Origin of the sequence: Achromobacter veterisilvae, assembly GCF_037619525.1 — a bacterium.
GTDB lineage: Bacteria > Pseudomonadota > Gammaproteobacteria > Burkholderiales > Burkholderiaceae_B > Achromobacter > Achromobacter veterisilvae.
The window spans coordinates 2,957,752-2,980,569 of sequence record NZ_CP148753.1; the positions used below are offsets into that span (position 1 = coordinate 2,957,752).

General features: G+C 65.7%; 18 protein-coding genes and 1 pseudogene. 13 read left to right on the top strand and 6 right to left on the bottom strand.

All coding sequences use genetic code 11. From position 1 onward, the window contains the following. Positions 1-10 precede the first annotated feature (10 nt). The 4 genes from WHX56_RS13665 (at position 11) to WHX56_RS13680 (ending at position 3,243) form a co-directional block, all read left to right on the top strand. Positions 11-1,888 (top strand): ABC transporter permease, encoded by a 1,878-nt coding sequence (locus WHX56_RS13665; protein WP_338881466.1) that lies wholly within the window; start codon positions 11-13, stop codon positions 1,886-1,888. Further along, complete coding sequence (locus tag WHX56_RS13670) at positions 1,888-2,190, top strand: Dabb family protein (RefSeq protein WP_129242800.1); 303 nt, start codon at positions 1,888-1,890, stop codon at positions 2,188-2,190. Before WHX56_RS13665 ends, WHX56_RS13670 begins: the two co-directional genes overlap by 1 nt. A 184-nt stretch (positions 2,191-2,374) precedes the next feature. Then, complete coding sequence (locus tag WHX56_RS13675) at positions 2,375-3,070, top strand: fumarylacetoacetate hydrolase family protein (RefSeq protein WP_129242802.1); 696 nt, start codon at positions 2,375-2,377, stop codon at positions 3,068-3,070. A gap of 41 nt (positions 3,071-3,111) precedes the next feature. Beyond that, positions 3,112-3,243: an entericidin A/B family lipoprotein gene (locus tag WHX56_RS13680; protein WP_042792660.1), complete on the top strand. Its 132-nt coding sequence runs from the start codon at positions 3,112-3,114 to the stop codon at positions 3,241-3,243. A 71-nt stretch (positions 3,244-3,314) separates the two neighbouring features. Here the strand turns inward: WHX56_RS13680 and WHX56_RS13685 are convergent, their stop codons facing one another. The 3 genes and pseudogenes from WHX56_RS13685 to WHX56_RS13695 form a co-directional block, all read right to left on the bottom strand. Next, positions 3,315-5,015, bottom strand: coding sequence for a PhoH family protein (locus WHX56_RS13685; protein WP_338881467.1), 1,701 nt, complete (start codon positions 5,013-5,015; stop codon positions 3,315-3,317). 60 nt (positions 5,016-5,075) lie between these two features. Beyond that, positions 5,076-5,540, bottom strand: a complete 465-nt coding sequence (locus tag WHX56_RS13690; RefSeq protein WP_129245135.1) for a peroxiredoxin — start codon at positions 5,538-5,540, stop codon at positions 5,076-5,078. A 21-nt stretch (positions 5,541-5,561) separates the two neighbouring features. Further along, positions 5,562-5,999, bottom strand: a pseudogene (locus WHX56_RS13695) (Mth938-like domain-containing protein); the annotation flags it as partial. A gap of 237 nt (positions 6,000-6,236) precedes the next feature. Between WHX56_RS13695 and alaC the strand changes: the two are divergent. The 4 genes from alaC to WHX56_RS13715 all read left to right on the top strand — a co-directional run bounded on the left by alaC (position 6,237) and on the right by WHX56_RS13715 (position 10,849). After that, on the top strand, positions 6,237-7,424 hold the full coding sequence (gene alaC / locus WHX56_RS13700) for an alanine transaminase (RefSeq protein WP_043544338.1): 1,188 nt from the start codon (positions 6,237-6,239) through the stop codon (positions 7,422-7,424). Between the two features lie 171 nt (positions 7,425-7,595). Continuing rightward, entirely contained in the window at positions 7,596-8,900 is a 1,305-nt protein-coding gene (locus WHX56_RS13705; protein ID WP_338881779.1) for a homoserine dehydrogenase, read from the top strand. Between the two features lie 100 nt (positions 8,901-9,000). Further along, positions 9,001-10,410 carry a threonine synthase gene (thrC, locus tag WHX56_RS13710; protein ID WP_287756128.1) on the top strand — a complete coding sequence of 470 codons (1,410 nt, stop codon included), beginning with the start codon at positions 9,001-9,003 and terminating at the stop codon, positions 10,408-10,410. A gap of 217 nt (positions 10,411-10,627) precedes the next feature. Then, entirely contained in the window at positions 10,628-10,849 is a 222-nt protein-coding gene (locus WHX56_RS13715) for a YgdI/YgdR family lipoprotein (RefSeq protein ID WP_129245125.1), read from the top strand. A 68-nt stretch (positions 10,850-10,917) separates the two neighbouring features. Here WHX56_RS13715 and WHX56_RS13720 read toward each other — a convergent pair whose 3' ends face one another. Beyond that, positions 10,918-11,934, bottom strand: a complete 1,017-nt coding sequence (locus WHX56_RS13720; RefSeq protein ID WP_129245123.1) for a class 1 fructose-bisphosphatase — start codon at positions 11,932-11,934, stop codon at positions 10,918-10,920. 10 nt (positions 11,935-11,944) lie between these two features. Further along, positions 11,945-14,650, bottom strand: coding sequence for an aminopeptidase N (gene pepN / locus WHX56_RS13725; RefSeq protein ID WP_338881469.1), 2,706 nt, complete (start codon positions 14,648-14,650; stop codon positions 11,945-11,947). A 148-nt stretch (positions 14,651-14,798) separates the two neighbouring features. Between pepN and WHX56_RS13730 the strand changes: the two genes are divergently transcribed. Continuing rightward, a complete protein-coding gene (locus tag WHX56_RS13730) occupies positions 14,799-15,446 on the top strand; it encodes a DUF4136 domain-containing protein (protein ID WP_129245139.1) in 648 nt (215 codons plus the stop codon). 87 nt (positions 15,447-15,533) lie between these two features. Here WHX56_RS13730 and WHX56_RS13735 read toward each other — a convergent pair whose 3' ends face one another. After that, positions 15,534-15,914 carry an H-NS family nucleoid-associated regulatory protein gene (locus WHX56_RS13735; RefSeq protein ID WP_129245119.1) on the bottom strand — a complete coding sequence of 127 codons (381 nt, stop codon included), beginning with the start codon at positions 15,912-15,914 and terminating at the stop codon, positions 15,534-15,536. 758 nt (positions 15,915-16,672) lie between these two features. On the opposite strand from WHX56_RS13735, the gene tldD reads away from it, so the two are divergent. From tldD to WHX56_RS13755, 4 genes are all read left to right on the top strand, one after another. After that, complete coding sequence (gene tldD, locus WHX56_RS13740; RefSeq protein WP_129245117.1) at positions 16,673-18,133, top strand: metalloprotease TldD; 1,461 nt, start codon at positions 16,673-16,675, stop codon at positions 18,131-18,133. A gap of 381 nt (positions 18,134-18,514) precedes the next feature. Further along, positions 18,515-19,588 carry a 3-deoxy-7-phosphoheptulonate synthase AroG gene (gene aroG, locus WHX56_RS13745; RefSeq protein WP_338881470.1) on the top strand — a complete coding sequence of 358 codons (1,074 nt, stop codon included), beginning with the start codon at positions 18,515-18,517 and terminating at the stop codon, positions 19,586-19,588. Between the two features lie 102 nt (positions 19,589-19,690). Then, on the top strand, positions 19,691-21,106 hold the full coding sequence (locus WHX56_RS13750; protein WP_129245114.1) for an FAD-binding oxidoreductase: 1,416 nt from the start codon (positions 19,691-19,693) through the stop codon (positions 21,104-21,106). Positions 21,107-21,311: 205 nt separating this feature from the next. Continuing rightward, on the top strand, positions 21,312-22,811 hold the full coding sequence (locus tag WHX56_RS13755) for an FAD-linked oxidase C-terminal domain-containing protein (protein ID WP_129245112.1): 1,500 nt from the start codon (positions 21,312-21,314) through the stop codon (positions 22,809-22,811). The last annotated feature ends 7 nt before the right edge of the window (positions 22,812-22,818 follow it).

A 22,818-nucleotide genomic window follows, 5' to 3' on the forward strand; every position in this document is an offset into this window, starting at 1 on the left:
GAGAATCCACGTGTTCGAAATTTTCGGCGTGCCGTCCACGGCACTATTCGGCCAGTTGCTGCTCGGCCTGATCAACGGTTCGTTCTACGCCTTGCTCTCGATCGGGCTGGCGGTGATCTTCGGCCTGTTGAACATCATCAATTTCGCCCATGGCGCGCAGTACACCGCGGGCGCGTTCCTGGCCTGGATGCTGCTGAACTACCTGGGCGTGAACTATTGGGCGGCGCTGGTGCTGGTGCCGCTCATCATGGCGGCGTTCGCCATCGTGGTCGAGCGCCTGCTGATCTCGCGCACCTACCGCATGGACCACCTGTACGGCCTGCTGCTGACCTTCGGCATCGCATTGCTGATCGAAGGCGGCCTGCGCCAGGCCTACGGCGTGTCGGGGCTGCCGTACACCATACCCAAGGCGCTGACGGGAGGCATCAACCTGGGCTTCATGTTCCTGCCCTGGTACCGCGGCTGGGCCGTGGCCGTGTCGCTGGTGCTGTGCCTGGCCGTCTGGGTGCTGATCGAGAAGACCCGCGTGGGCGCCATGTTGCGCGCCGCCACGGAAAACCCCACGGTGGTGCGTTCGTTCGGCATCAACGTGCCGCTGCTCATCACGCTGACCTACGCGCTCGGCGTGGCCCTGGCCTCGGTGGCGGGCGTGATCGCCGCGCCCATCTACCAGGTCAGCCCGATGATGGGCTCCAACCTGGTGGTGATCGTGTTCGCGGTGGTGGTGATCGGCGGCATGGGATCCATCATGGGGGCCATCGTCAGCGGATTCGGGCTGGGCATCATCGAAGGCCTGACCAAGGTGTTCTATCCCGAGGCCGCCAACCTGGCGATCTTCATCATCATGGTGCTGGTGCTGCTGTGCAAGCCGGCCGGGCTGTTCGGCAAGCCCCTGCAGGTGCAGAACGTGCTGGCCGCCGAGGCGACGCGCGAGCCGGTCCAACTGAGCCGCCGCGGCATGCGCGTGGCGATGGCGGCGCTGGCGGCCGCGGCGCTGGTGGCGCCGTGGTTCATCTACCCGACCTTCCTGATGAAGGTGCTGTGCTTCGCGCTGTTCGCGGCCGCCTTCAACCTGCTGGTGGGCTACGTCGGCCTGCTGTCGTTCGGCCATGCCGCGTTCTTCGGCGCGGCAGCCTACGCCACCGGCATCGTCATGAAACTGCTGAGCGCCACGCCCGAACTCGGCCTGCTGGCCGGCGTGCTGACGGGCGGCCTGCTGGGCCTGGCGTTCGGCGCCATCGCCATCCGGCGCCAGGGCATCTACTTCGCGATGATCACGCTGGCGCTGTCGCAACTGGTGTACTTCATCGCCGTCCAGGCCGGCTTCACCGGCGGAGAGGACGGCCTGCAGAGCGTGCCGCGCGGCAAGCTGTTCGGCCTGTTCGACCTGGAAGGCGTGATGCCCATGTACTACTTCACGCTGCTGGTGTTCGCGCTGGGCTATGCCTTCGTGCTGCGCGTGCTGAACTCGCCTTTCGGGGAAGTGATCCGCTCGGTGCGCGACAACGAGCAGCGGGCCCGCTCCCTCGGGTATTCCACCTCGCGCTACAAGCTGATGGCGTTCACCCTGTCGGCGTCGGTGGCGGGGCTGGCCGGCGGCCTGAAGGTGCTGGTGTTCGGCGTGGCGTCGCTGACGGACGTGCATTGGCACGCCAACGGCGAGGTGGTGCTGATGGCGCTGCTGGGTGGCATCGGCACGGTGTTCGGCCCGCTGGCCGGCGCCTTCACTTTCGTGTCGCTGCAGAACTACCTGGCGCCGCTGGGATCCTGGGTGCTCATCGTCCAGGGCGCGATTTTCGTCCTCTGCGTCCTGCTGTTCCGCGACGGCATCATGGGGCTGGTCGCGCGCGCCTGGCTGGCCCTAACCCGCGCGAAAAAGGAATCCTGATGTTCTTGCATGTCGTAATGCTGCAACTATCCGAAGCCGCCGACGCGCGGTTCCATGACCGGGTCCAGGGCTATTGCCAGCGGATCCTGGCCGAATGCGACGGGGTCAAGGGATACGCCTTCCGGCCGAACCAGGCCGGCCGCTCGGACGGCCTGACCCACGCCGTGGTGGCGGCATTCGCGGACAGCCCCGCGCACGACCGCTACCAGGTGTCGCCGGCGCACCAGGAGATGAAGGCCTACATGGCCGGCTTCATCGAGCGCCTGGTGGTGTACGACGGGGAAATCCCTACGTTCGCCTGAACGCGCGAGGGCCGCGCCGCGCCGCGCGGAAAGGGATAAACTCGCGAATGGTTTTTCATTGCCGGGCCGCCCCTGGGGGAAACCGCCTCCTTGGGGGGCAGCCCCGTCCACGCAAGCGGGCGCGGCGCCGGGGTAACTTGTTTTTCCGGTTTCCGGTCACGTATTCGTCATAGGTTGAGTGAACATGGACTACGTATTGCCCCCCCAGCCGCCCATCGCGGTTCCCGTTGCCGGCAGCGCCGCGCTGTTCCCGGTGCGCCGTGTCTATTGCGTCGGCCGCAACTACGCCGAGCACGCCAAGGAAATGGGCTTCACCGGCCGTGAAGACCCGTTCTTTTTCTGCAAGCCCGCCGACGCGGTGCTGAGCGTGGCCGACGGCGAAACCGGCAAGATGCCGTATCCGCCCAAGACCTCCAACCTGCACTACGAGATGGAGCTCGTCGTGGTGCTGGGCAAGGGCGGCCGCGACATTCCGGTCGACAAGGCCAACGAATGCGTGTGGGGCTATGCGCTGGGCCTGGACATGACCCGCCGCGACCTCCAGGGCGAAATGAAGAAGCAGGGGCGCCCCTGGGAAATCGGCAAGGCGTTCGACCTGTCCGCGCCGCTCGGCCCGATCCACCCGCGCAGCGTCGTCGGCACCCTGGACAAGGGCGCCATCTGGCTCGACGTGAACGGCCAGCGCAAGCAGTCCAGCGACATCTCGCAGATGCTGTGGAACGTGCCGGAGAGCATTTCCTACCTGTCCGGCCTGTTCGAACTCCAGCCCGGGGACATCATCTTCACCGGCACGCCGGAAGGCGTGGGCGCCGTGCTGCAGGGCGACGTCATCACCGGCGGCGTCGAAGGCCTGGGTGAACTCCGCGTCGAAATCGTCTAAAGTACGCGCCGGAACCGTTTCACCACTACAGGAGCGCCAGCATGCGCAGCAAGATCGTGCTGACCGCCTTCGTCGTGTTCGGCTTTGTCCTCGCCGGTTGCAACACCGTCGCGGGCATGGGCAAGGACATGTCCAAGGCCGGCAACGCCATCACCAACGCCGCCGACAAATAACCGTCGCCAGCGATAAAAAAAGCCCCTTGAAGCAATTGCTCCAAGGGGCTTTTTCCTTTTCTGGCAAGGGGTTACAGCACATCCCCCGCGTAGTCGGCCAGGCGCGAGCGTTCGCCGCGCTGCAGCGTGACGTGGCCGGAGTGCGGCCAGCCCTTGAAGCGGTCGACCACGAAGGTCAGGCCGGAACTGCCTTCGGTGAGGTAGGGCGTGTCGATCTGGGCGATGTTGCCCAGGCAGATCACCTTGGTGCCCGGGCCGGCGCGCGTCACCAGCGTCTTCATCTGCTTGGGCGTCAGGTTCTGCGCCTCGTCGATGATCAGGTACTTGTTCAGGAAGGTGCGGCCGCGCATGAAGTTCAGGGACTTGACCTTGATGCGCGAGCGGATCAGGTCCATGGTGGCCGCGCGGCCCCAGTCCCCGTTGCCTTCGCCATCGCCCATGTTCAGCACGTCCAGGTTGTCTTCCAGCGCGCCCATCCAGGGCAGCATCTTTTCTTCTTCCGTGCCGGGCAGGAAACCGATGTCTTCGCCGACCGGCACCGTGACGCGGGTCATGATGATTTCGGTGTAGCGCTTGGTCTCCAGCACCTGCGTGATGCCGGCGGCCAGCGCCAGCAGCGTCTTGCCGGTGCCCGCCTGGCCCAGCAGCGACACGAAGTCGCACTCCGGGTTCATCAGCAGGTTCATGGCGAAGTTCTGCTCGCGGTTGCGCGCGGTGATGCCCCAGACGTTGTTCTTGCCGTGGGTATAGTCGCGCAGCGTGGCCAGCACCGCCATCTTGCCGCTGACCTCGCGCACCTGCGCGTACAGCGGCATCTGGCCTTCGAAGTAGACGAACTGGTTGACGACGAACTGCGAGCACAAAGGCCCGTGGATGCGGTAGAAGGTGGTGCCGCCCTGTTGCCAGGATTCGACGTCCTTGCCGTGCTTGTTCCAGAAGTCCTCGGGCAACTGCATGACGCCCGAATACATCAGGTCCGAATCTTCGAGGACGTGGTCGTTGAAGTAGTCTTCGGCGGCCATGCCCAGCGCGCGCGCCTTCAGGCGCATGTTGATGTCCTTGGACACCAGCACGACTTCGCGCTGCGGGTACTTTTCCTGCAGGGCCCGGACGACGCCGAGGATCTGGTTGTCGGCCTTGCCCATGGGCAGGTCGGACGGCAGGGTGCTGTGGATGGCGGTGGTCTGGAACATCAGGCGCCCGGTGGCGTCCTTGTTGCCCAGCTTGGCCAGTTCCAGCCCTTCGTCGAGCTGCGTGGCATCCTGCACCAACGCGTCCAGCGAACGGCTGACCTGGCGCGCGTTGCGCGCCACTTCCGACATGCCCTTCTTTTGATGGTCCAGTTCTTCGAGCGTCATCATCGGCAGGAAGATGTCGTGCTCTTCGAAGCGGAACAGCGAACTGGGATCGTGCAGCAGCACGTTCGTATCCAGGACGAACAGCTTGCGCGGCTCGTTCTGGGCGCGCGGCTTGGCGCGCTTGGCGGGCGCGGCGGCCGGCCTGGCCGGGCGCTGTTCCGCGCGCGCGGCCGGCGCCGCGGGCGGCGGCACCTGGCGGGCGGGAACGGGCGCCTGCGCCTTGCGGGCCGGGGCGGCCATGCCCTCGAGTTCGGGCTGGACGGTCAGCGTGTCTTCGTCGTCCTCGGCGAGGGCGGCGTGGGAGTTGGACCGCGCAGCGGCGGTCTTGGTGCTGCGGGCCTGCGCCCGGGCTGGCTCGCCCGAGGGGAAGGTCAGGATGGCTGCGGGACGGGTGGGCAACTTCGGAAGCGGCATATGCGTCACTCTCCAGTGTGGGCCGGCTATAGCGCCTGACGGGTCTACCTGTGCTTGCGGCTAGCCGATGCTCTTCGCGGCCTGCAGGACTTCCTTCGCGTGGCCCGGGACCTTCACCCCGCGCCACTCCTGCACCAGCACGCCATAGGCATCGATCAAGAAAGTGCTGCGTTCGATGCCGCGCACCTGCTTGCCGTACATATTCTTCTGCTTGATGACGCCGAACAGATTGCACACGGTTTCGTCGGCGTCGGAGATGAGAGGGAAAGGAAGTTCGTATTTGTTCTTGAAGTTCTCGTGCGATTTCAGCGAATCGCGCGAGATGCCGATGACCACGGCGCTGGCCGCCAGGAAGTCGGCGTGCAGGTCGCGGAAGTCCTGGCTTTCGGTGGTGCAGCCGGGCGTATTGTCCTTGGGGTAGAAATACAGGATCACGGCGCGGCCCTGGCATTGCTCGAGGCTGATCGGGCCTATGGTGCTTTCAGCGGTGAACAGCGGGGCGGGCTTGCCTATGGTCGGCGTCATTGCTGGGATTCTCCGGTGGGGGGGGATGAGGGCCACGACGACGCGCCGGCCCTCCGCCATCAGGATGTTGTAAGTGCGGGAGGCGGCGTGGGTGTCCATGATCTCGACGCCGATGCCCAGCGCCAGCAGGGGGCGCAGCACATCGGGACGCAGGAACTGTTGCCGGGCGCCGGTTCCGACCAGCAGCACTTCGGGCGCATTCGCCGGGCGGCCGGGGGCGGCTTCAGGCTCGTCCAGAAACGCCATGGGGTCGCGGACGGGCTCGGACAGGCCGGCCGCCTGGAACAAGAGGGTAGGGGTGATGTCGGCCGGCGACTCGACGGGCCATTTGGTAACTTCGCCCTCGGGGCCGAACGCGACCGACGAGGAAAAACGTACCTGGTTGACCTCGATATAACCCTCACCATAGGCGGTGACGGTATTCAGGGCGGCCGTCGCAGGATCGGTATGCAGCTTCAATAAAAACTCCAGCTTTATGTGCCTGATAATAGCGCATCAGCATGTCGCCATGTTGCCGGAAAGGAGCGGAAAACGGCCCCGATTTACGCCCATTTGCCGCCCGGGCGTCCTTGCGCTAGATTACAGGGTTTTGCTGCGCTGCAAACGTGTGGTGGCGCGGCCGTTTGGCTCCCTTTCCCCTTCGCGCGACCGCGCCCTGGTTTTTTTGCCCATTTTCCGCCCCTAAGGATTCCCATCATGAGGAAGTTCTCCCGCATCGAGCGTTTGCCCCCGTACGTTTTCAACATTACCGGCGAGCTCAAGATGGCGGCGCGTAGGCGCGGCGAAGACATCATCGACATGTCCATGGGCAATCCGGACGGCGCGACCCCCAAGCACATCGTCGACAAGATGGTGGAAGCCACCACGCGCCCGACCACGCACGGCTATTCGGTGTCCAAGGGCATCCCGCGCCTGCGCAAGGCGATCTGCGACTGGTACCAGCGCCGCTACGCGGTCGAGTTCGACCCGGATTCCGAAGCCATCGTCACCATCGGCTCCAAGGAAGGCCTGGCCCACCTGATGCTGGCCACGCTGGACCGCGGCGACACCGTGCTGGTGCCGAACCCCAGCTACCCGATCCACATCTACGGCGCCGTCATCGCCGGCGCCAACATCCGCTCCGTGCGCATGACGCCGGGCGTGGACTTCTTCGAGGAACTGGAACGCGCCGTGCGCGAATCCATCCCGAAGCCCAAGATGATGGTGCTGGGCTTTCCCAGCAACCCGACCGCGCAGTGCGTGGACCTGTCGTTCTTCGAACGCGTGGTGGCGCTGGCCAAGGAACACGACATCCTCGTCGTGCACGACCTGGCCTACGCCGACATCACCTTCGACGGCTACGTGGCCCCGTCCATCATGCAGGTGCCCGGCGCGCGCGACGTCGCCGTCGAGTTCTTCACGATGAGCAAGAGCTACAACATGGCGGGCTGGCGCATCGGCTACATGGTCGGCAACCGCGAGCTGGTCAACGCGCTGGCGCGCATCAAGAGTTATCACGACTACGGCACGTTCACGCCGATCCAGGTGGCGTCCATCGCCGCCCTGGACGGCCCGCAGGATTGCGTGAACGAGATCGTGGCGCAGTACCAGAGCCGCCGCGACGTGCTCGCGCGCGGCCTGCATGAAGCAGGTTGGAATGTGGAGATTCCCAAGGCGTCCATGTACATCTGGGCGCAGATCCCCGAACCCTACAGGGCGATGGGCTCTTTGGAATTTGCCAAGCGCGTCCTGTCGGATGCGAAAGTGGCCGTGTCCCCCGGGATCGGCTTCGGCGAGTACGGCGACGAATACGTGCGCTTCGCTCTTATCGAAAACGAGCAGCGCACCCGCCAAGCGGTGCGAGGCATCAAAGATATGTTCCGCAAGGACGGATTGCTAAGGTAGGGCTCCCCCCCGCAGCGCTGCGCGCTTCCCCCCCCGGGGGCGCCGCAGCGGACCGGCGAAGCCGGCTCCGCGCGGCCGCGCTTGATGCTGCCAAGCATGGTGTCCCTTGCACAGCAGTTATGGAGAACTGAAATGAATTCCCCTCAACGCCCGCCCGCGGAGGGCGCCGCGATGAACCCCATGAAAGTCGGCTTGCTCGGCCTGGGCGTGGTGGGCGGCGGCACGTGGTCCGTGCTGTCGCGCAACGCCGAAGAAATCGCGCGCCGCGCCGGCCGCCGCATTGAAGTCACCCGCGCCGCCGTGCGCGACGTGGCCAAGGCGCGCGCGCGCGTCGGCGATTCGATCCTGGTCGATACCGACGTGCACGCGCTGGTGCGCGATCCGGAAATCGACATCGTCGTCGAACTGATCGGCGGCGACACGCTGGCGCGCGAGCTGGTGCTGGAAGCCATCGCCAACGGCAAGCATGTCGTGACGGCCAACAAGGCGCTCCTGGCCAAGCACGGCAACGAGATCTTCGCCGCGGCCCACGAGCGCGGCGTGATGGTGACGTTCGAGGCCGCCGTCGCCGGCGGCATCCCCATCATCAAGGCGATCCGCGAGGGCCTGACGGCCAACCGCATCCAGTGGGTGGCCGGCATCATCAACGGCACCACCAATTTCATCCTGTCCGAGATGCGTTCGCGCGGCCTGCCGTTCGCCGACGTGCTGGCCGAAGCGCAGCGCCTGGGCTACGCCGAAGCCGATCCCACGTTCGACGTGGAAGGCGTGGACGCCGCCCACAAGCTGACTTTGCTGGCCTCGCTGGCCTTCGGCGTGCCGGTGCAGTTCGACCGCGCCCATATCGAAGGCATTTCGCAACTGGCGGCCGAGGACATCGAGCACGCCGAGCGCCTGGGCTACCGCATCAAGCTGCTGGGCATCACCAAGCGCCGCCCCGACGGCATCGAACTGCGCGTGCATCCCGCGCTGGTGCCGGCAGAGCGCCTGCTGGCCAATGTCGAAGGCGCGATGAACGCCGTGCTGGTCAAGGGCGACGCCGTCGGCCCCACGCTGTACTACGGCCAGGGCGCCGGCGAAGAGCCCACCGCCTCGGCCGTCGTGGCCGACCTAGTCGACGTCACCCGCCTGCATACCGCGGACCCGGGCAACCGCGTGCCGCACCTGGCCTTCCAGCCGGACGCCATGTCGGACACGCCGATCCTGCCGATCGAGCAGGTCAGCACCTCGTATTACCTGCGCCTGCGCGTGGACGACCAGCCCGGCGTGCTGGCCGACATCGCCCGCATCCTGGCCGATCGCTCCATCTCGATCGGGTCGATGATCCAGCAGCCGTCCCACATCGGCGGCGCGGACATCATCTTCCTGACGCACGAAGCGGTGGAAGGCAACGTCAACCAGGCCATCGAGCGCATCGAGGCCTTGCCGTTCGTGCGGTCCAAGGTCACGCGATTGCGCGTGGAGAATCTGGTGTGAGCAAGGCCCACCTCCGAAGCGCCCGCGGCGCTTCCCCCTTTGGGGGGCGCCGGCAGCGGCCCGGTTTGGTGAGAGCGCAGTGCACTGTGGAGTCAACGACATGAAATACATCTCTACGCGGGGGGGCATGGCGCCCCAGCCGTTCTCCGACATCCTGCTGGAAGGCCTGGCGCCGGACGGCGGCCTGGCGGTGCCGGAACAATTGCCGCTGGTGTCGGCCGAGACGCTCGAATCGTGGCGCGGGCTGTCGTACGCCGACCTGGCGTTCGAGGTGCTGTCGCTGTTCGCCACCGACATTCCGGCAGACGACCTGCGCCGCCTGACCCGCGCCGCCTACACGCAAGGGACGTTCAGCAGCGAGGACATCGTCCCGCTGCGCCCCCTGGACGGCGGACTGTCGCTGCTGGGGCTGTCCGAGGGGCCGACGCTGGCCTTCAAGGACATGGCCATGCAGTTCCTGGGCCAGGTGTTCGAGTACGTGCTGGACAAGCGCGGCACCACGCTGAATATCGTGGGCGCCACCTCCGGCGACACGGGCTCGGCGGCGGAATACGCGCTGCGCGGCAAGCGCGGCGTGGCCGTTTTCATGCTGTCGCCCCACGGCCGCATGAGCGCCTTCCAGCGCGCGCAGATGTATTCGCTGCAGGACGAGAACATCCACAACATCGCCGTGCGCGGCGTGTTCGACGAAGCGCAGGACATCGTCAAGGCGCTGGCGGGCGACCTGGCGTTCAAGACCAAGTACCGCCTCGGCGCCGTGAACTCCATCAACTGGGCGCGCATCGCCGCCCAGGTGGTGTACTACTTCCACGGCTGGTTGCGCGCCACGGACAAGCCGGGCCAGCAGGTCTCGTTCGCCGTGCCCTCGGGCAATTTCGGCAACATCCTGTCGGGCCATATCGCGCGCAGCATGGGCTTGCCCGTCCGCCGCCTGGTGCTGGCCACGAACGAGAACAACGTGCTGGAAGAGTTCTTCCGCACGGGCGTCTACCGTCCGCGTCCCGCCGAACAGACCTACGCCACCTCCAGCCCGTCGATGGACATCTCGCGCGCCTCGAATTTCGAGCGTTTCGTGTTCGACCTGGTGGGCCGCGACGCCGGCCGCGTCAAGGCGCTGTGGGAAGCGCTGGCGCGCGACGGGTCGTTCGATCTCTCCGATCTGAAACCGCAGTTCGAGGCCCGCTACGGCTTCGTGTCGGGCGCAAGCTCGCACGACGACCGCCTGGCCACGATCCGCTCGGTCTACGACGCGACCGGCGTGCTGGTCGATCCGCACACCGCCGACGGCGTCAAGGTCGCGCGCGACTTCGTCGAGCCCGGCGTGCCGATGCTGGTCCTGGAAACCGCCTTGCCGGCGAAGTTCTCGGAAACGATCGAGGAGGCGCTGGGCCGCCCGGCAACGCCGCCGGGCAACCTGGCCGACCTGGAGTCCCTGCCGCAGCGCGTGGAAATCATGGACTGCGACCAGGCCGAAGTGCGCCGTTTCATCGAGGCGCACGCCAAGGTGTAAAGGCCGCTTGCCGCTTGTGTAAGTATGCAACCCCTCGCGGGCCGGGCCTGCGAGGGGTTTTTCGTTTTCGGCCCAGGAGAGCGCCCCAAGGGCGAAAGAAGGCCCGGCCGGGGCAGCGCGCGGATTACGTTCTTACGCATTTTGACCACAACCCGTCACGTCTGGGGCTGTTGCGTCAGATACAGTAAATGCACATTCACACTCGGAGAACACGCCCATGAACCTGAAGACCATGACGCTTGCCCTGGCTGTGACCGGATTCGGAGTACTGGCCGGATGCTCGTCCCCCTCGGTCATTCAGCAGCGGGACGGCAGCTCGACCGTGACGCCCGACGAGCCCAAGTACGACAAGGATTCCGGCATGTACGAATACGACAAGGACGGCAAGAAAGTCCAGATCAACAAGGACGATGTGAAGACGATAGAAGAGGTCAAGTAAACGCCCTCGCAGTACGCAGAATGCAAAAGCCCCGGCTCGCGAGCCGGGGCTTTTGCGTTTCACTAATCCTACGCCGCGTCTTCGGCGTGGTAGCGGGCCACGCGCTCGACCTCGTTCTTCGAGCCCAGGATGACGCTCACGCGCTGGTGCAGCTTGTCGGGCTGGATGTCCAGGATGCGCTGGACGCCGTTGATCGCCGCGCCGCCGGCCTGCTCGATCAGGAAGCTCATGGGATTGGCTTCGTACATCAGGCGCAGCTTGCCGGCCTTGCCCGGTTCGCGGGCGTCCCAGGGATACATGAAGATGCCGCCGCGGGTCAGGATGCGATGCACGTCCGCCACCATCGAGGCGATCCAGCGCATGTTGTAGTCCTTGCCCAGGGGGCCGGTCGACCCAGCCAGGCAGTCGTCGATGTAGCGCTTGACCGGGGCGGCCCAGTGGCGCATGTTCGACATGTTGATGGCGAATTCCTTGGTGTCTTCGGGCACCCGGATGTTCTCGTGCGTCAGCACCCACGAGCCCATTTCGCGGTCCAGCGTGAAGCCCACGACGCCGTTGCCGACGGTCAGCACCAGCATGGTCTGCGGACCGTAGACGGCGTAGCCGGCCACGACCTGCTTGTCGCCGGGCTGCAGGAAATCCTGTTCGCAGACGGGCGCGCCCGACACGTTGTGCGGCGCGTGCAGCACCGAGAAAATGGTGCCGATCGAGACGTTCACGTCGATGTTCGACGAGCCGTCCAGGGGATCGAACAGCAGCAGGTATTCGCCCTTGGGATAGCGGTTCGGAATCAGGTGGATGGTTTCCATTTCCTCCGACGCCATGGCGGCCAGGTGGCCGCCCCACTCGTTGGCTTCGAGCAGGATCTCGTTGGACAGCACGTCCAGCTTCTTCTGCACTTCGCCCTGGACGTTCTCGCTTTCCAGGCTGCCGAGGACGCCGCCGAGCGCGCCCTTGCTCACGGCGTGGCTGATGGCCTTGCAGGCGCGCGCCACCACTTCGATGAGCAGCCGGACTTCCGGCGCGATGGCTTGGGCGGAGCGCTGCTGCTCCACCAGGTATTGGGTCAGTGTTTTGCGTTTCAAAAGGATCTCCCTATGCTGCGAATTCTAATGCCTTGGATACGATTTCCTGCACGTTGCGCGACAGGCCCTCGTGCGCGCGCACCTGTTGCAGGGCGGTTTGCATGGGCGAGCGCAGGGCGGGCACGAAGCGCGACCAGTTGTCCAGCGCGCGGGCCAGGCGGGCGGCGATTTCCGGATTGAGCGCGTCCAGCGCCAGCACCTGTTCGGCCCAGAACGCGTAGCCCGAACCGTCGGGGTGGTGCATGCCGCGGGCGTTGTTCAGGCAGAACTGGAAAATCAGCGCGCGGGCGCGGTTCGGGTTGCGCATCGTGAAGGCGGGATGCCGCATCAGTTCGCGGGCGGTCTGCACCGTGGTCGAGCGGGCGGACGCCTGCAAGGCGAACCATTTGTCCACCACCAGCGGATTGTCGCGCCATTTGTCGTAGAACGCCGCCAGCGCCTGCTGCGGAAATTCGCCCTGTCCGAAATTGATCAGGGCGGACAGCGCGGCCATGCTGTCGGTCATGTTGCCCGCCTGGCCGTATAGCTGTTCGGCCAGGCGCTGGGCGTCGGGTTCGCCGGCGGCCATGAGATGGCCGAGCGCGAGGTTCTTCAGGGCGCGCTTGCCGGCCGGGACCGGGGCGGGGCTGTATTCGCCCGGGGTCTGGCTGGCCTCGAAGGCCTGGCGGAACTCGGCGGCCAGTTGGCGGCCCAGTTCGGCGCGCAGAAAGTCGCGGGCCACGGCGAGGGCGGGCGGATCCACCTGCCGCATGCGTTCGGCCAGCGTCTTTTCCGAGGGCAGGGCCAGGGCGCGGGCGCGGTAGGCGGCGTCGATCGCGGGATCGGTCAGCAGCGCGCGCCAGGTGTCGATGAAGGCGGCGTCGGCGTGCAGCGTCCGGCCGGCCTGGCGGGCCTCGGCCAGGGCGAGGATCTGCCGGGTGGCGAACTCCTGGCCGGCTTCCCAGCGCGCGAACGGGTTGCTGTCGTGGGCCGACAGCAGGGCAAGTTCCTCGTCCGTCCAAGCGTACTCGACGATGACGGGAGCCGAGAAATCGCGCAGCAGCGACGGCACCGGGCGGTCGGCGATGTCCTCGAAAACCCATTGCCGGCTTTGCGTGCTCAGTTCCAGCAGGGCGGTTTCGCTGGCCTCGCCCTCGTGGCGCAGCGTCAGCGCGCGGCCTTCGCGGTCCAGCAGGCCGATGGCGAACGGGATGTGATAGGGCGCCTTGACGTAATCGGCGCCGGCCTTTTTCTCGACGCCGACCAGCGGGCATTCCTGGGTGAGCGTCACGGTGCAGCGGCGCGCGGCCGCGTCGTGGTCCAGCTTGACCGACACGCGCGGCGTGCCGGCCTGGCGATACCAGCGGCGGAACACGGACAGGTCGCGGCCCGGGTGCTGGCGCACGTAGACGGATTCCATGGCGGCCACGAAGTCGTCGCAGGTCACGGCCTGGCCGTCGTGGCGGCGGAAGTACTCGTCCATGCCGGCGCGGAAGCCTTCCTCGCCCAGCAAGGTGTGCTGCATGCGGATGACCTCGGCGCCCTTTTCGTACACGGTGGCGGTGTAGAAGTTGCCGATCTCCTGGTAGCTTTCCGGGCGGATGGGGTGGGCCATGGGGCCGGCGTCTTCCGGGAACTGGGCGGCGCGCAGCGCCACCACGTCGTCGATCCGCTTGACGGCGCGGGCGCTGGCGGCTTCGGCCGCGTCCATGCCGTCGGCCATCATGTCGGCGCTGAATTCCTGGTCGCGGAAAACGGTCAGGCCTTCCTTCAGGCTCAGTTGGAACCAGTCGCGGCAGGTTACGCGGTTGCCGGTCCAGTTGTGGAAGTACTCGTGCCCGATGACAGATTCGATGCCTTCGTAGTTGGCGTCCGTGGCGGTGTCCGCGTCGGCGAGGACGTAGGCGGCGTTGAAGATGTTCAAGCCCTTGTTTTCCATCGCCCCCATATTGAAATCGTGGACGGCCACGACCATGAAGCGGTCCAGGTCCAGCTCCAGGCCGAAACGGCTTTCGTCCCAGCGCAGCGCGCGCACCAGCGAATCCAGGGCCCATTCGGTCTTGGTCTCGGAACCGGGGTCGCTATAGACCTGCAGCAGCACGTCGCGGCCGCTGGCGGTCTTCACGGTGGTTTCGCGGTGCGTGAGCTTGCCGGCCACCAGCGCGAACAGATAGCAGGGTTTGGGGAACGGGTCTTCCCATTCGACCTCGTTGCGGCCGTCGGGCAATTGGCGCGAGGCGACCAGGTTGCCGTTGGACAGCAGCACCGGGTAGTCCGGCAGGGCGCGCAAGGTCACGCGGTAGCGCGACATGACGTCGGGCCGGTCGGCGAACCAGGTAATGCGGCGAAAACCTTCGGCTTCGCACTGCGTGAAGAAATTGCCGCCGGACACGTACAGGCCCATCAGCGTGGAATTGGCCGAGGGCTTGCAGCGGCTGACGATTTCCACCGCCGCGCTGGCCGGCAGGCCGTAGAGTTCGAGGCGGTGGTCGGAAAGGCGGTAACGGTCGGCGGGCAATGCCGCGCCATCCACCCCTACCGAGACGAGTTCCAGGTCTTCTCCGTCCAGGACCAGGGCGGCGTCGGCGCTGGCCCCGGGCTTGCGCCGCACCTGCATGGCGCAGCGCACTTCGGTCGCGTCGGGCGCGAGATCGAAGGCGAGGGCGACTTCCGGAATGTCGTAGGGGTAGGGCTGGTAATCCTTGCGAAATACGGTAACGGGCGTGTCTGTGCGCATGGGATTGCAGTCCTGTATGAACGAGGGTTCTATTGTAGTGGCTGGGGCATGACGCGCCGCCTGGGCCTTATGGGCTAGCGTAAACTTTTCGGAGCCGCGCCGGTCAAAGCTGAGTATCATGGCGCCGTTGCGCGGAAGGAGTCGCAGAATGTCGAGGTCGTCTATGTTCAATGCCGCTGGCCGCTGGGCCGGCGTGCTGGCCGTACTGGGGGCGGTCGCGTTGACGGGTTGCGCCGCGCCCACGGTGTCGGCGCGAGTGACGTCCTTCCAGCAATGGCCCACGGGCGTGGAGGGGCAGACTTATCAATTCGTGCCGGCCGAACCGTCGCAAAACAATAATCTCGAATACCAGTCCTATCAGGACATGGTGCGCGCCGGAATCGGCGCAACCGGCCTGGTCGAGGCGCAACCCGGCGCCAAAGGCCGTTTCGATGTTTCGTTCCGCTACGGAACCACGCAAACCCAGGTAATGGTGCGCCGTCCGTATGACCCGTATTTCTACGGCGGCTATGGCTACGGGTATGGCGGTTTCTACGGTCCGCGTCCCTGGGGCGCCGGTTACGGCTATTGGGGCCCGGATTGGGTTGACGTGCCGATGGTGGTCCAGCGCAATTCCCTGACGCTGCAGATCCACGATACGCAGCGCGGCGGCGCCGAGGTATACCGCTCCACTGCTTTCATATTGAGCGAGCGCGACGATTTCCTTCGCACCATGCCCTATCTGGTTCGCGCAATATTTGATAATTTTCCGGGAAATAATGGCGCGGAGCGCCAGATCCAATTCCCCGTTCAATGAGTCCGGCCGGTATTCGCGGCGGATTGCGTAAATAAAATCGGCGCACCAAGATGGTGCGCCGATTTGTTTCTTACTGCCGGATAGGTTTTATTCTTTGATAAGAAAACTGTCGCGCGTCGCGCCGGCCGCTTCCTCGGCGGCAAGCCAGCGGGGGGCCTTGCCGCGGCCGCTCCAGGTTTCCCCGGTTTGGGGGTGACGGTATTTGGGCGCAACGGCGCGTTTGGCGGCGTTGGCGGGGCGGGCGGCGGGGCCGGCCTTGCGGCGGCCGGTGGCGGCGCGGCCGGGTTTGGCGGCGCCATAGGCTGCAACGATTTCCTCGGGCGTGATGTCGTACTCGCGCATCGACGTGATGATCGACGAGATCACCGGCTTGCGGCGCTTGGTTTGGAGGACTTCAGCCTTCTTTTGTAGCTTGTTGATTTCCTTTTCGATCTTTGCTTGCAGTGCTGCGTAGGTTTCTCGGGCCATGGTTTATTCCTGATTATGGAACTGCTTTTAATCGCCGGCGAAGTTATGTGTATTTGTTGTGCTTCGCATAATACAGAAATTACGCCTTGACTTCCCGGTTTTAGGACTAATTACTTTGTATCAAAGAGCCGGTGGCCGTTTTGGCTTATTCGCGGCCCCGCGGGCAAATATTGAGAACGATGTTTCCATATTTGGGACAACTTGAAACAAATCCGCTTTTAGTTCACGAGGTGGACGAATTGCGCCACGTGCCTTCTGCGGCGGGCCGCAGTCCCAAAGGGCGACGGCTGGAATCCGGCGGTTGGAAAAGGCGGCAGGCTTTCGCCAAGTAGTCTGATGACTCGTCGCGCCGGGCCGTCGGTATCGCCGACGGCCCCGCATTTCTGCATTCCCGTTTTTCGAGAGGACGGCGGCGATCATAATCCTGCCGTGCATTCGCCTGATTTCATTTTCATGTCAGGTTGTATGACGAGTTGCCGCGAATTCGAAGGGCAGGTGAAACGCCGCGGCCGGGTCCGGAAAAGGCACTCCATGAAACAGCGTTTGATGGAAAGTTTCTTAACTTGATAGGTAATATTCCGCCCCCATGTAATCTTGCAGAGATAATCCGCGCCCCGTTTTTTTGCGCTCCGGCCGGCCGCGGCGGACCGCGGCTTTCCGGCTGGGCCGGGACGCCGGGGCTGTGTCGGCGTTACGATACGGTCTTGAGCGCCATTGCAGGCGCGCGCTCCCGCGCCGCCGCCCCTGAACAGAGTCCCATGAAAATCATCGATCCCGCCATTGCTTCCCTCGCCACCGCCAAATCGCTGCTGCTCGACCCCTGGGGGCTGACCGAGGCGGACATGGCGCGCGCGCTGGGCGAGATATTCACCCACAAGGTCGACTATGCCGACCTGTATTTCCAATACACGCGCAGCGAGGGCTGGAGCCTGGAAGAAGGCATCGTCAAGACCGGAAGCTTCTCGATCGGCCAGGGCGTCGGGGTGCGGGCCGTGAGCGGCGAGAAAACGGCCTTCGCCTATTCGGATTCGCTGTCGCCCGAAGCGCTCTTGTCGTCGGCCCATGCCGTGCGCGGCATCGCCCGGCGCGGTGCCGGCAAGGTGAAAGTGGCGGCCCAGGTCGAAGCCGAGATCGGCCGCAGCCTGTATGCCGATATCGATCCGGTGGCTTCGCTGAGCGCGCCCGAGAAAGTCGCCCTGCTCGAACGCGTGGAGCGCATGGCGCGCGCGCGCGATCCGCACGTGATCCAGGTCATGGCGGGCCTGGGCGCCGAATACGACGTGGTCCTGGTGGCCGGCAGCGACGGCCGCCTGGCCGCGGACGTGCGCCCCCTGGTGCGCCTGTCCTTGACCGTGATCGCCGAACGCAACGGCCGCCGCGAGATGGGCCATGCCGGCGGCGGCGGACGCCTCGGCCTGGCGTATTTCACGGACGAGATGCTGCAGGGCTACGTCGAGCGCGCCGTCCACGAAGCCATGGTGAACCTGGAGGCGCGCCCCGCGCCGGCGGGCGAGATGACCGTCGTGCTGGGCTCGGGCTGGCCGGGCATCCTGCTGCACGAGGCGGTCGGCCACGGGCTGGAAGGCGACTTCAACCGCAAGGGTTCCAGCGTGTTCTCGGGCCGCATCGGCGAACGCGTGGCCTCCAAGGGGGTGACGGTGGTGGACGACGGCACGATCCCGGATCGCCGCGGCTCGCTCAACATCGACGACGAAGGCAATGCCACCCAGCGCAACGTCCTGATCGAAGACGGCATCCTGCGCGGCTACATGCAGGACACGCTCAACGCGCGGCTCATGAAGACCGCCGCCACGGGCAACGGCCGCCGGGAATCGTTCGCCCATCTGCCGATGCCGCGCATGACCAACACCTACATGCTGGCCGGCGACAAGCCGGCCGAGGAAATCGTGTCTTCCGTCAAGCGCGGGCTGTATGCCGTCAATTTCGGCGGCGGCCAGGTCGACATCACGAACGGCAAGTTCGTGTTCTCGGCATCCGAGGCCTACATGATCGAAAACGGCAAAGTGACCTACCCGGTCAAGGGCGCCACCCTGATCGGCAACGGCCCCGACGCCATGAACCGGGTCACCATGATCGGCAACGATCTGCAGTTGGACTCCGGCGTGGGCACCTGCGGCAAGGACGGCCAGAGCGTTCCCGTGGGCGTCGGTATGCCGACGGTCCGCATGGAAGGGCTGACGGTCGGCGGTACGGCGTAGGTGCCCCCCACGCCGCGCCCGCTGCGCAGGCTAGCTGCCCCCCGAAGGGGCGGCCCGGCGGCGGGGCGGCCATTTTTGCGAAGGCCGTGTTGTCAGCCCGATGCCGCGTCCACGAAAAAATTCTGACGGGCGGGGAAAATTGTGCTAGAGTCGTTCCCCATGAAATTCGCGTCCCCCGCTTTTTATTTTTACTTTTATGGTTTTCTGAAGCCGCTGGCGGAGGAAGGGACGCGCTCAATCTGAAGTTTGGAAAGAATCCCCCCAAAAAAGCCGCCAGCGAACTGGCGGCTTTTTTTGTGCCGCTGGTTGAGGAAACCCGGAGGACGTCCCCCGGGAAGACCTCGGGAGCCACCCCATGGCGGGCAACCCAGGAGCAGTACCGTGTCACACAATACCGACGACCTTCGCATTCGAGAAATCAAAGAGCTGAACCCGCCCGCGCACGTCATGCGCGAGTTCGCCTGCACCAAGGAGGCGTCCGACACCGTGTTCGCCGCCCGCCAGGCGATGCACCGCATCCTGCACGGCATGGACGACCGGATGATCGTCGTGATCGGTCCCTGCTCCATCCATGACACGCGGGCGGCCATCGAATACGCGAAGCGTCTGAAGCCCGTGCGCGACCGCCTGAGCGCCGACCTGGAAATCGTGATGCGGGTGTATTTCGAGAAGCCGCGCACGACGGTGGGCTGGAAGGGCCTGATCAACGATCCGGGCCTGGACGGCAGCTTCGACATCAACAAGGGCGTGCGCGTCGCCCGCGAACTGCTGCTGGACATCAATAGCCTGGGGCTGCCCGCGGGTTGCGAGTTCCTGGACATGATTACCCCGCAATACATCGCGGATCTGGTCTCCTGGGGGGCGATCGGGGCTCGGACGACGGAAAGCCAGGTGCATCGCGAACTGGCTTCCGGGTTGTCGTGTCCGGTGGGATTCAAGAACGGCACGGACGGCAATGTGAAGATCGCCGTGGACGCCATCAAGGCGGCGTCGCAGCCGCACCATTTCCTGTCGGTGACCAAGGGCGGCCATTCCGCCATCGTGTCGACGGCCGGCAACGAGGACTGCCACGTCATCCTGCGCGGCGGCAAGGAGCCGAACTACGACGCGCAGAGCGTGGAGGCGGCCTGCCAGGACATGGCCAAGGCCGGGCTGGCGCAACGCGTCATGATCGACGCCAGCCACGCCAACAGCAGCAAGAAGCCCGAGAACCAGCCGCTGGTCATCGACGACGTGGCGCGCCAGATGGAAGCGGGCGATGCGCGCCTGGTCGGCGTCATGGTGGAAAGCCACCTGCTCGGCGGCCGCCAGGACATGGTGCCGGGCACGCCGCTGGTCTACGGCCAGAGCATCACCGACGGCTGCATCGACTGGGACGCCTCCGTCGCCGTGCTCGAGCGCCTGGCCCACGCCGTGCGCGAACGCCGCCGGGTGGCGCTGACCTCCGGCAAGTAAACGCGGGGAATCGCGCCGCGGACCGCCAGTGCGGCGGTTTGCGGCGCAGCATGCGCGGCGGCGTAGAATATTCGGATTACCGAACCCGAGAACACGCTGATCATGAACGCTCCCCTGCACGCCGAAACATTGCGCCGTCCGGTGCCGGCCGCCTGTCTGGATGCCTTGCGCGCGCGCTTTGGCGACCGCCTGTCCGAATCCGCCGCCGTGCGCGAGCACCACGGCCGCGACGAATCCCCGTATCCGGCCATGCTGCCGGACGCCGTGGTCTTCGCGCAGACGACCGAGGAGGTGGCGGAGGTCGCCAAGCTGTGCAACGAGCACCGCGTTCCGCTGATTCCCTACGGCGCGGGCTCGTCGCTGGAAGGCCACATCCTGGCGATCCAGGGCGGCATCAGCCTCGACCTGTCGCAGATGAACAAGGTGCTGGCGGTCAACGCCGAAGACCTGACCGCCACCGTGCAGGCGGGCGTGCTGCGCAAGCAGCTCAACGAAGAGATCCGCGACACCGGCCTGTTCTTCCCGATCGACCCCGGCGCCGACGCCAGCCTGGGCGGCATGGCCGCCACGCGCGCTTCCGGCACCAACGCCGTGCGCTACGGCACCATGCGCGAAAACGTCATGTCCCTGACCGTGGTGACGGCCGACGGGCGCATCGTCCGCACGGCCGGGCGCGCGCGCAAGTCGTCGGCCGGCTACGACCTGACGCGCATCTTCGTGGGCAGCGAAGGCACGCTCGGCATCATCACCGAGGTCACGGTGCGCCTGTATCCGCAGCCCGAAGCCGTGTCCGCCGCGGTCTGCAACTTCCCCACGCTCGACGCCGCCGTGCAGAGCGTGATCGAAATCATCCAGATGGGCGTGCCGGTCGCGCGCGTCGAGTTCATGGACGCCGCCAGCGTGCGGTCGGTGAACCTGCACAGCAAGCTGAGCCTGCGCGAAACCCCGCTGCTGGTGTTCGAATTCCACGGCAGCCCGGCGGGCGTGCAGGAACAGGCCGAAACCGTCCAGGCGATCACGGCGGACCATGGCGGCATGGACTTCGAATGGGCCGAGCGCCCCGAAGACCGCAGCCGCCTGTGGACCGCCCGCCACAACGCCTACTTCGCCGGCCTGCAACTGCGCCCCGGTTGCCGCGCCAGCACCACCGACGTGTGCGTGCCGATCTCGCGCCTGGCGGATTGCGTGCGCGACACCGTCGAGGAACTGGACCGCGCCAGCTTTCCCTACACGATCGTGGGTCACGTCGGCGACGGCAACTTCCACGTGCTGATGCTGCTCGATGCCGACAGCGCCGAAGAATGGCAGGAGTCCGAAGCCATCAACCACAACCTGGTGCGCCGCGCGATCGCGGCCGACGGCACCTGCACGGGCGAGCACGGCGTGGGCCTGCACAAGATGCAGTTCATGGCCGAGGAACATGGCGAGGACGCGCTGGAACTGATGCGCAGCCTGAAGCATGCGTTCGATCCGAACAACATTCTGAACCCGGGCAAGATCGTTTCCTGGCAGGCCTGAGACGGCTGCGCCCTCCGCGTTCGAAACCGACGGACATCCGTCGGTTTTTTTTCGCCATAGGGCGCTCCCAGGCGAAAACCGCCCGCCGGGGGCCGTGGAACGCTCCGCCGATTACGGCTGGTTACTTCTCAACGCGTCGGCGGACTGCCGGATGCGGGTAAATCCCGGCCTGCTTATAGCGGGCGCTCGCGCTATTGTTGCGCTCATGAATTCATTGGTCGAAACCGGCCTGGCACAAGTGCAGGCGCCTTATTCTTTGCAGCAGCTCATCGAGGCCCTGTCGGCGGCGCTGCCCGCGCACTGCGTGCTGTTCCGCGAAGAGGACACCCGCCCTTACGAGTGCGACGGCCTTTCCCTCTATCGCGCGTTGCCGGCGGTCGTGGCCCTGCCCGAAACCGAGGAACAGGTGCAGGCCGTCATGCGCATCTGCAAGCGGCTGAACGCGCCCGTGGTGGCGCGCGGCGCCGGTACCGGCCTGTCGGGCGGCGCCATGCCGCACAGCCGCGGCGTGCTCCTCGGGCTGTCGAAATTCAATCGCATCAAGCACATCGACCTGGCAAGCGGGACGGCCATCGTCCAGCCGGGGGTGCGCAACCTGGCCATCTCGGAAGCGGCGGCGCCTTACGGCCTGTACTACGCGCCCGATCCTTCCAGCCAGATCGCCTGTTCCATCGGCGGCAACGTCGCCGAGAACTCGGGCGGGGTGCATTGCCTGAAGTACGGGCTGACCGTGCACAACGTGCTGCGCGTGCGCGTGGTGACCATCGACGGCGACGTCGTCGAACTGGGCTCCGAGGCGCCGGACGCGCCCGGCCTGGACCTGCTGTCCGTCTTCATCGGATCCGAGGGCATGCTGGGCGTGGTCACGGAAGTGACCGTCAAGCTGATACCCAAGCCGGCCTGCGCGCAGGTCGTCATGGCCAGTTTTTCCAGCGTCGAGGCGGCCGGCAACGCGGTCACGCAAGTCATTGCCGCGGGCATGATCCCCGCCGGCCTGGAAATGATGGACAGGCGCGCGACGCACATGGTCGAACCTTTCGTGCGGGCGGGCTACGACATGGACGCGCAGGCCATCCTGCTGTGCGAATCGGACGGCACGCCCGAAGAAGTGGCGCACGAGATCGCGCGCATGGAGGCCGTGTTCCGCGAGGCGGGCGCCACGCGCTGCCAGGTGTCGGCGTCCGAGGCCGAACGCCTGAAATTCTGGGCGGGCCGCAAGAACGCGTTTCCGGCGGCGGGGCGGGTATCGCCCGATTACTATTGCATGGACGGCACGATTCCGCGCCGCCATCTGGCGCGCGTGCTGGGCGCCATCGAGCAGATGGAAGACGAGTTCGGATTGCGCTGCGCCAACGTGTTCCACGCGGGCGACGGCAACCTGCATCCGTTGATCCTGTTCGATTCGAACAAGCCTGACGAGGTGGAGCGCGCCGAGAAATTCGGCGCCGCCATTCTTGAACTGTGCGTGCAGGTGGGAGGAACCGTGACTGGAGAGCACGGTGTGGGAATGGAGAAAATAAATCAAATGTGCGTGCAATTCTCTCGCGAAGAACTCGACGCGTTCCTGGCGGTAAAGCGGGCCTTCGATCCGCCGTGCCTGCTCAATCCCGAAAAGGTCATTCCCACGCTGGCCCGCTGCGCCGAATACGGCAAGATGCATGTCCATGCGGGCGAGTTGCGCTTCCCCGATCTCGCTCGCTTCTAGGACGCAT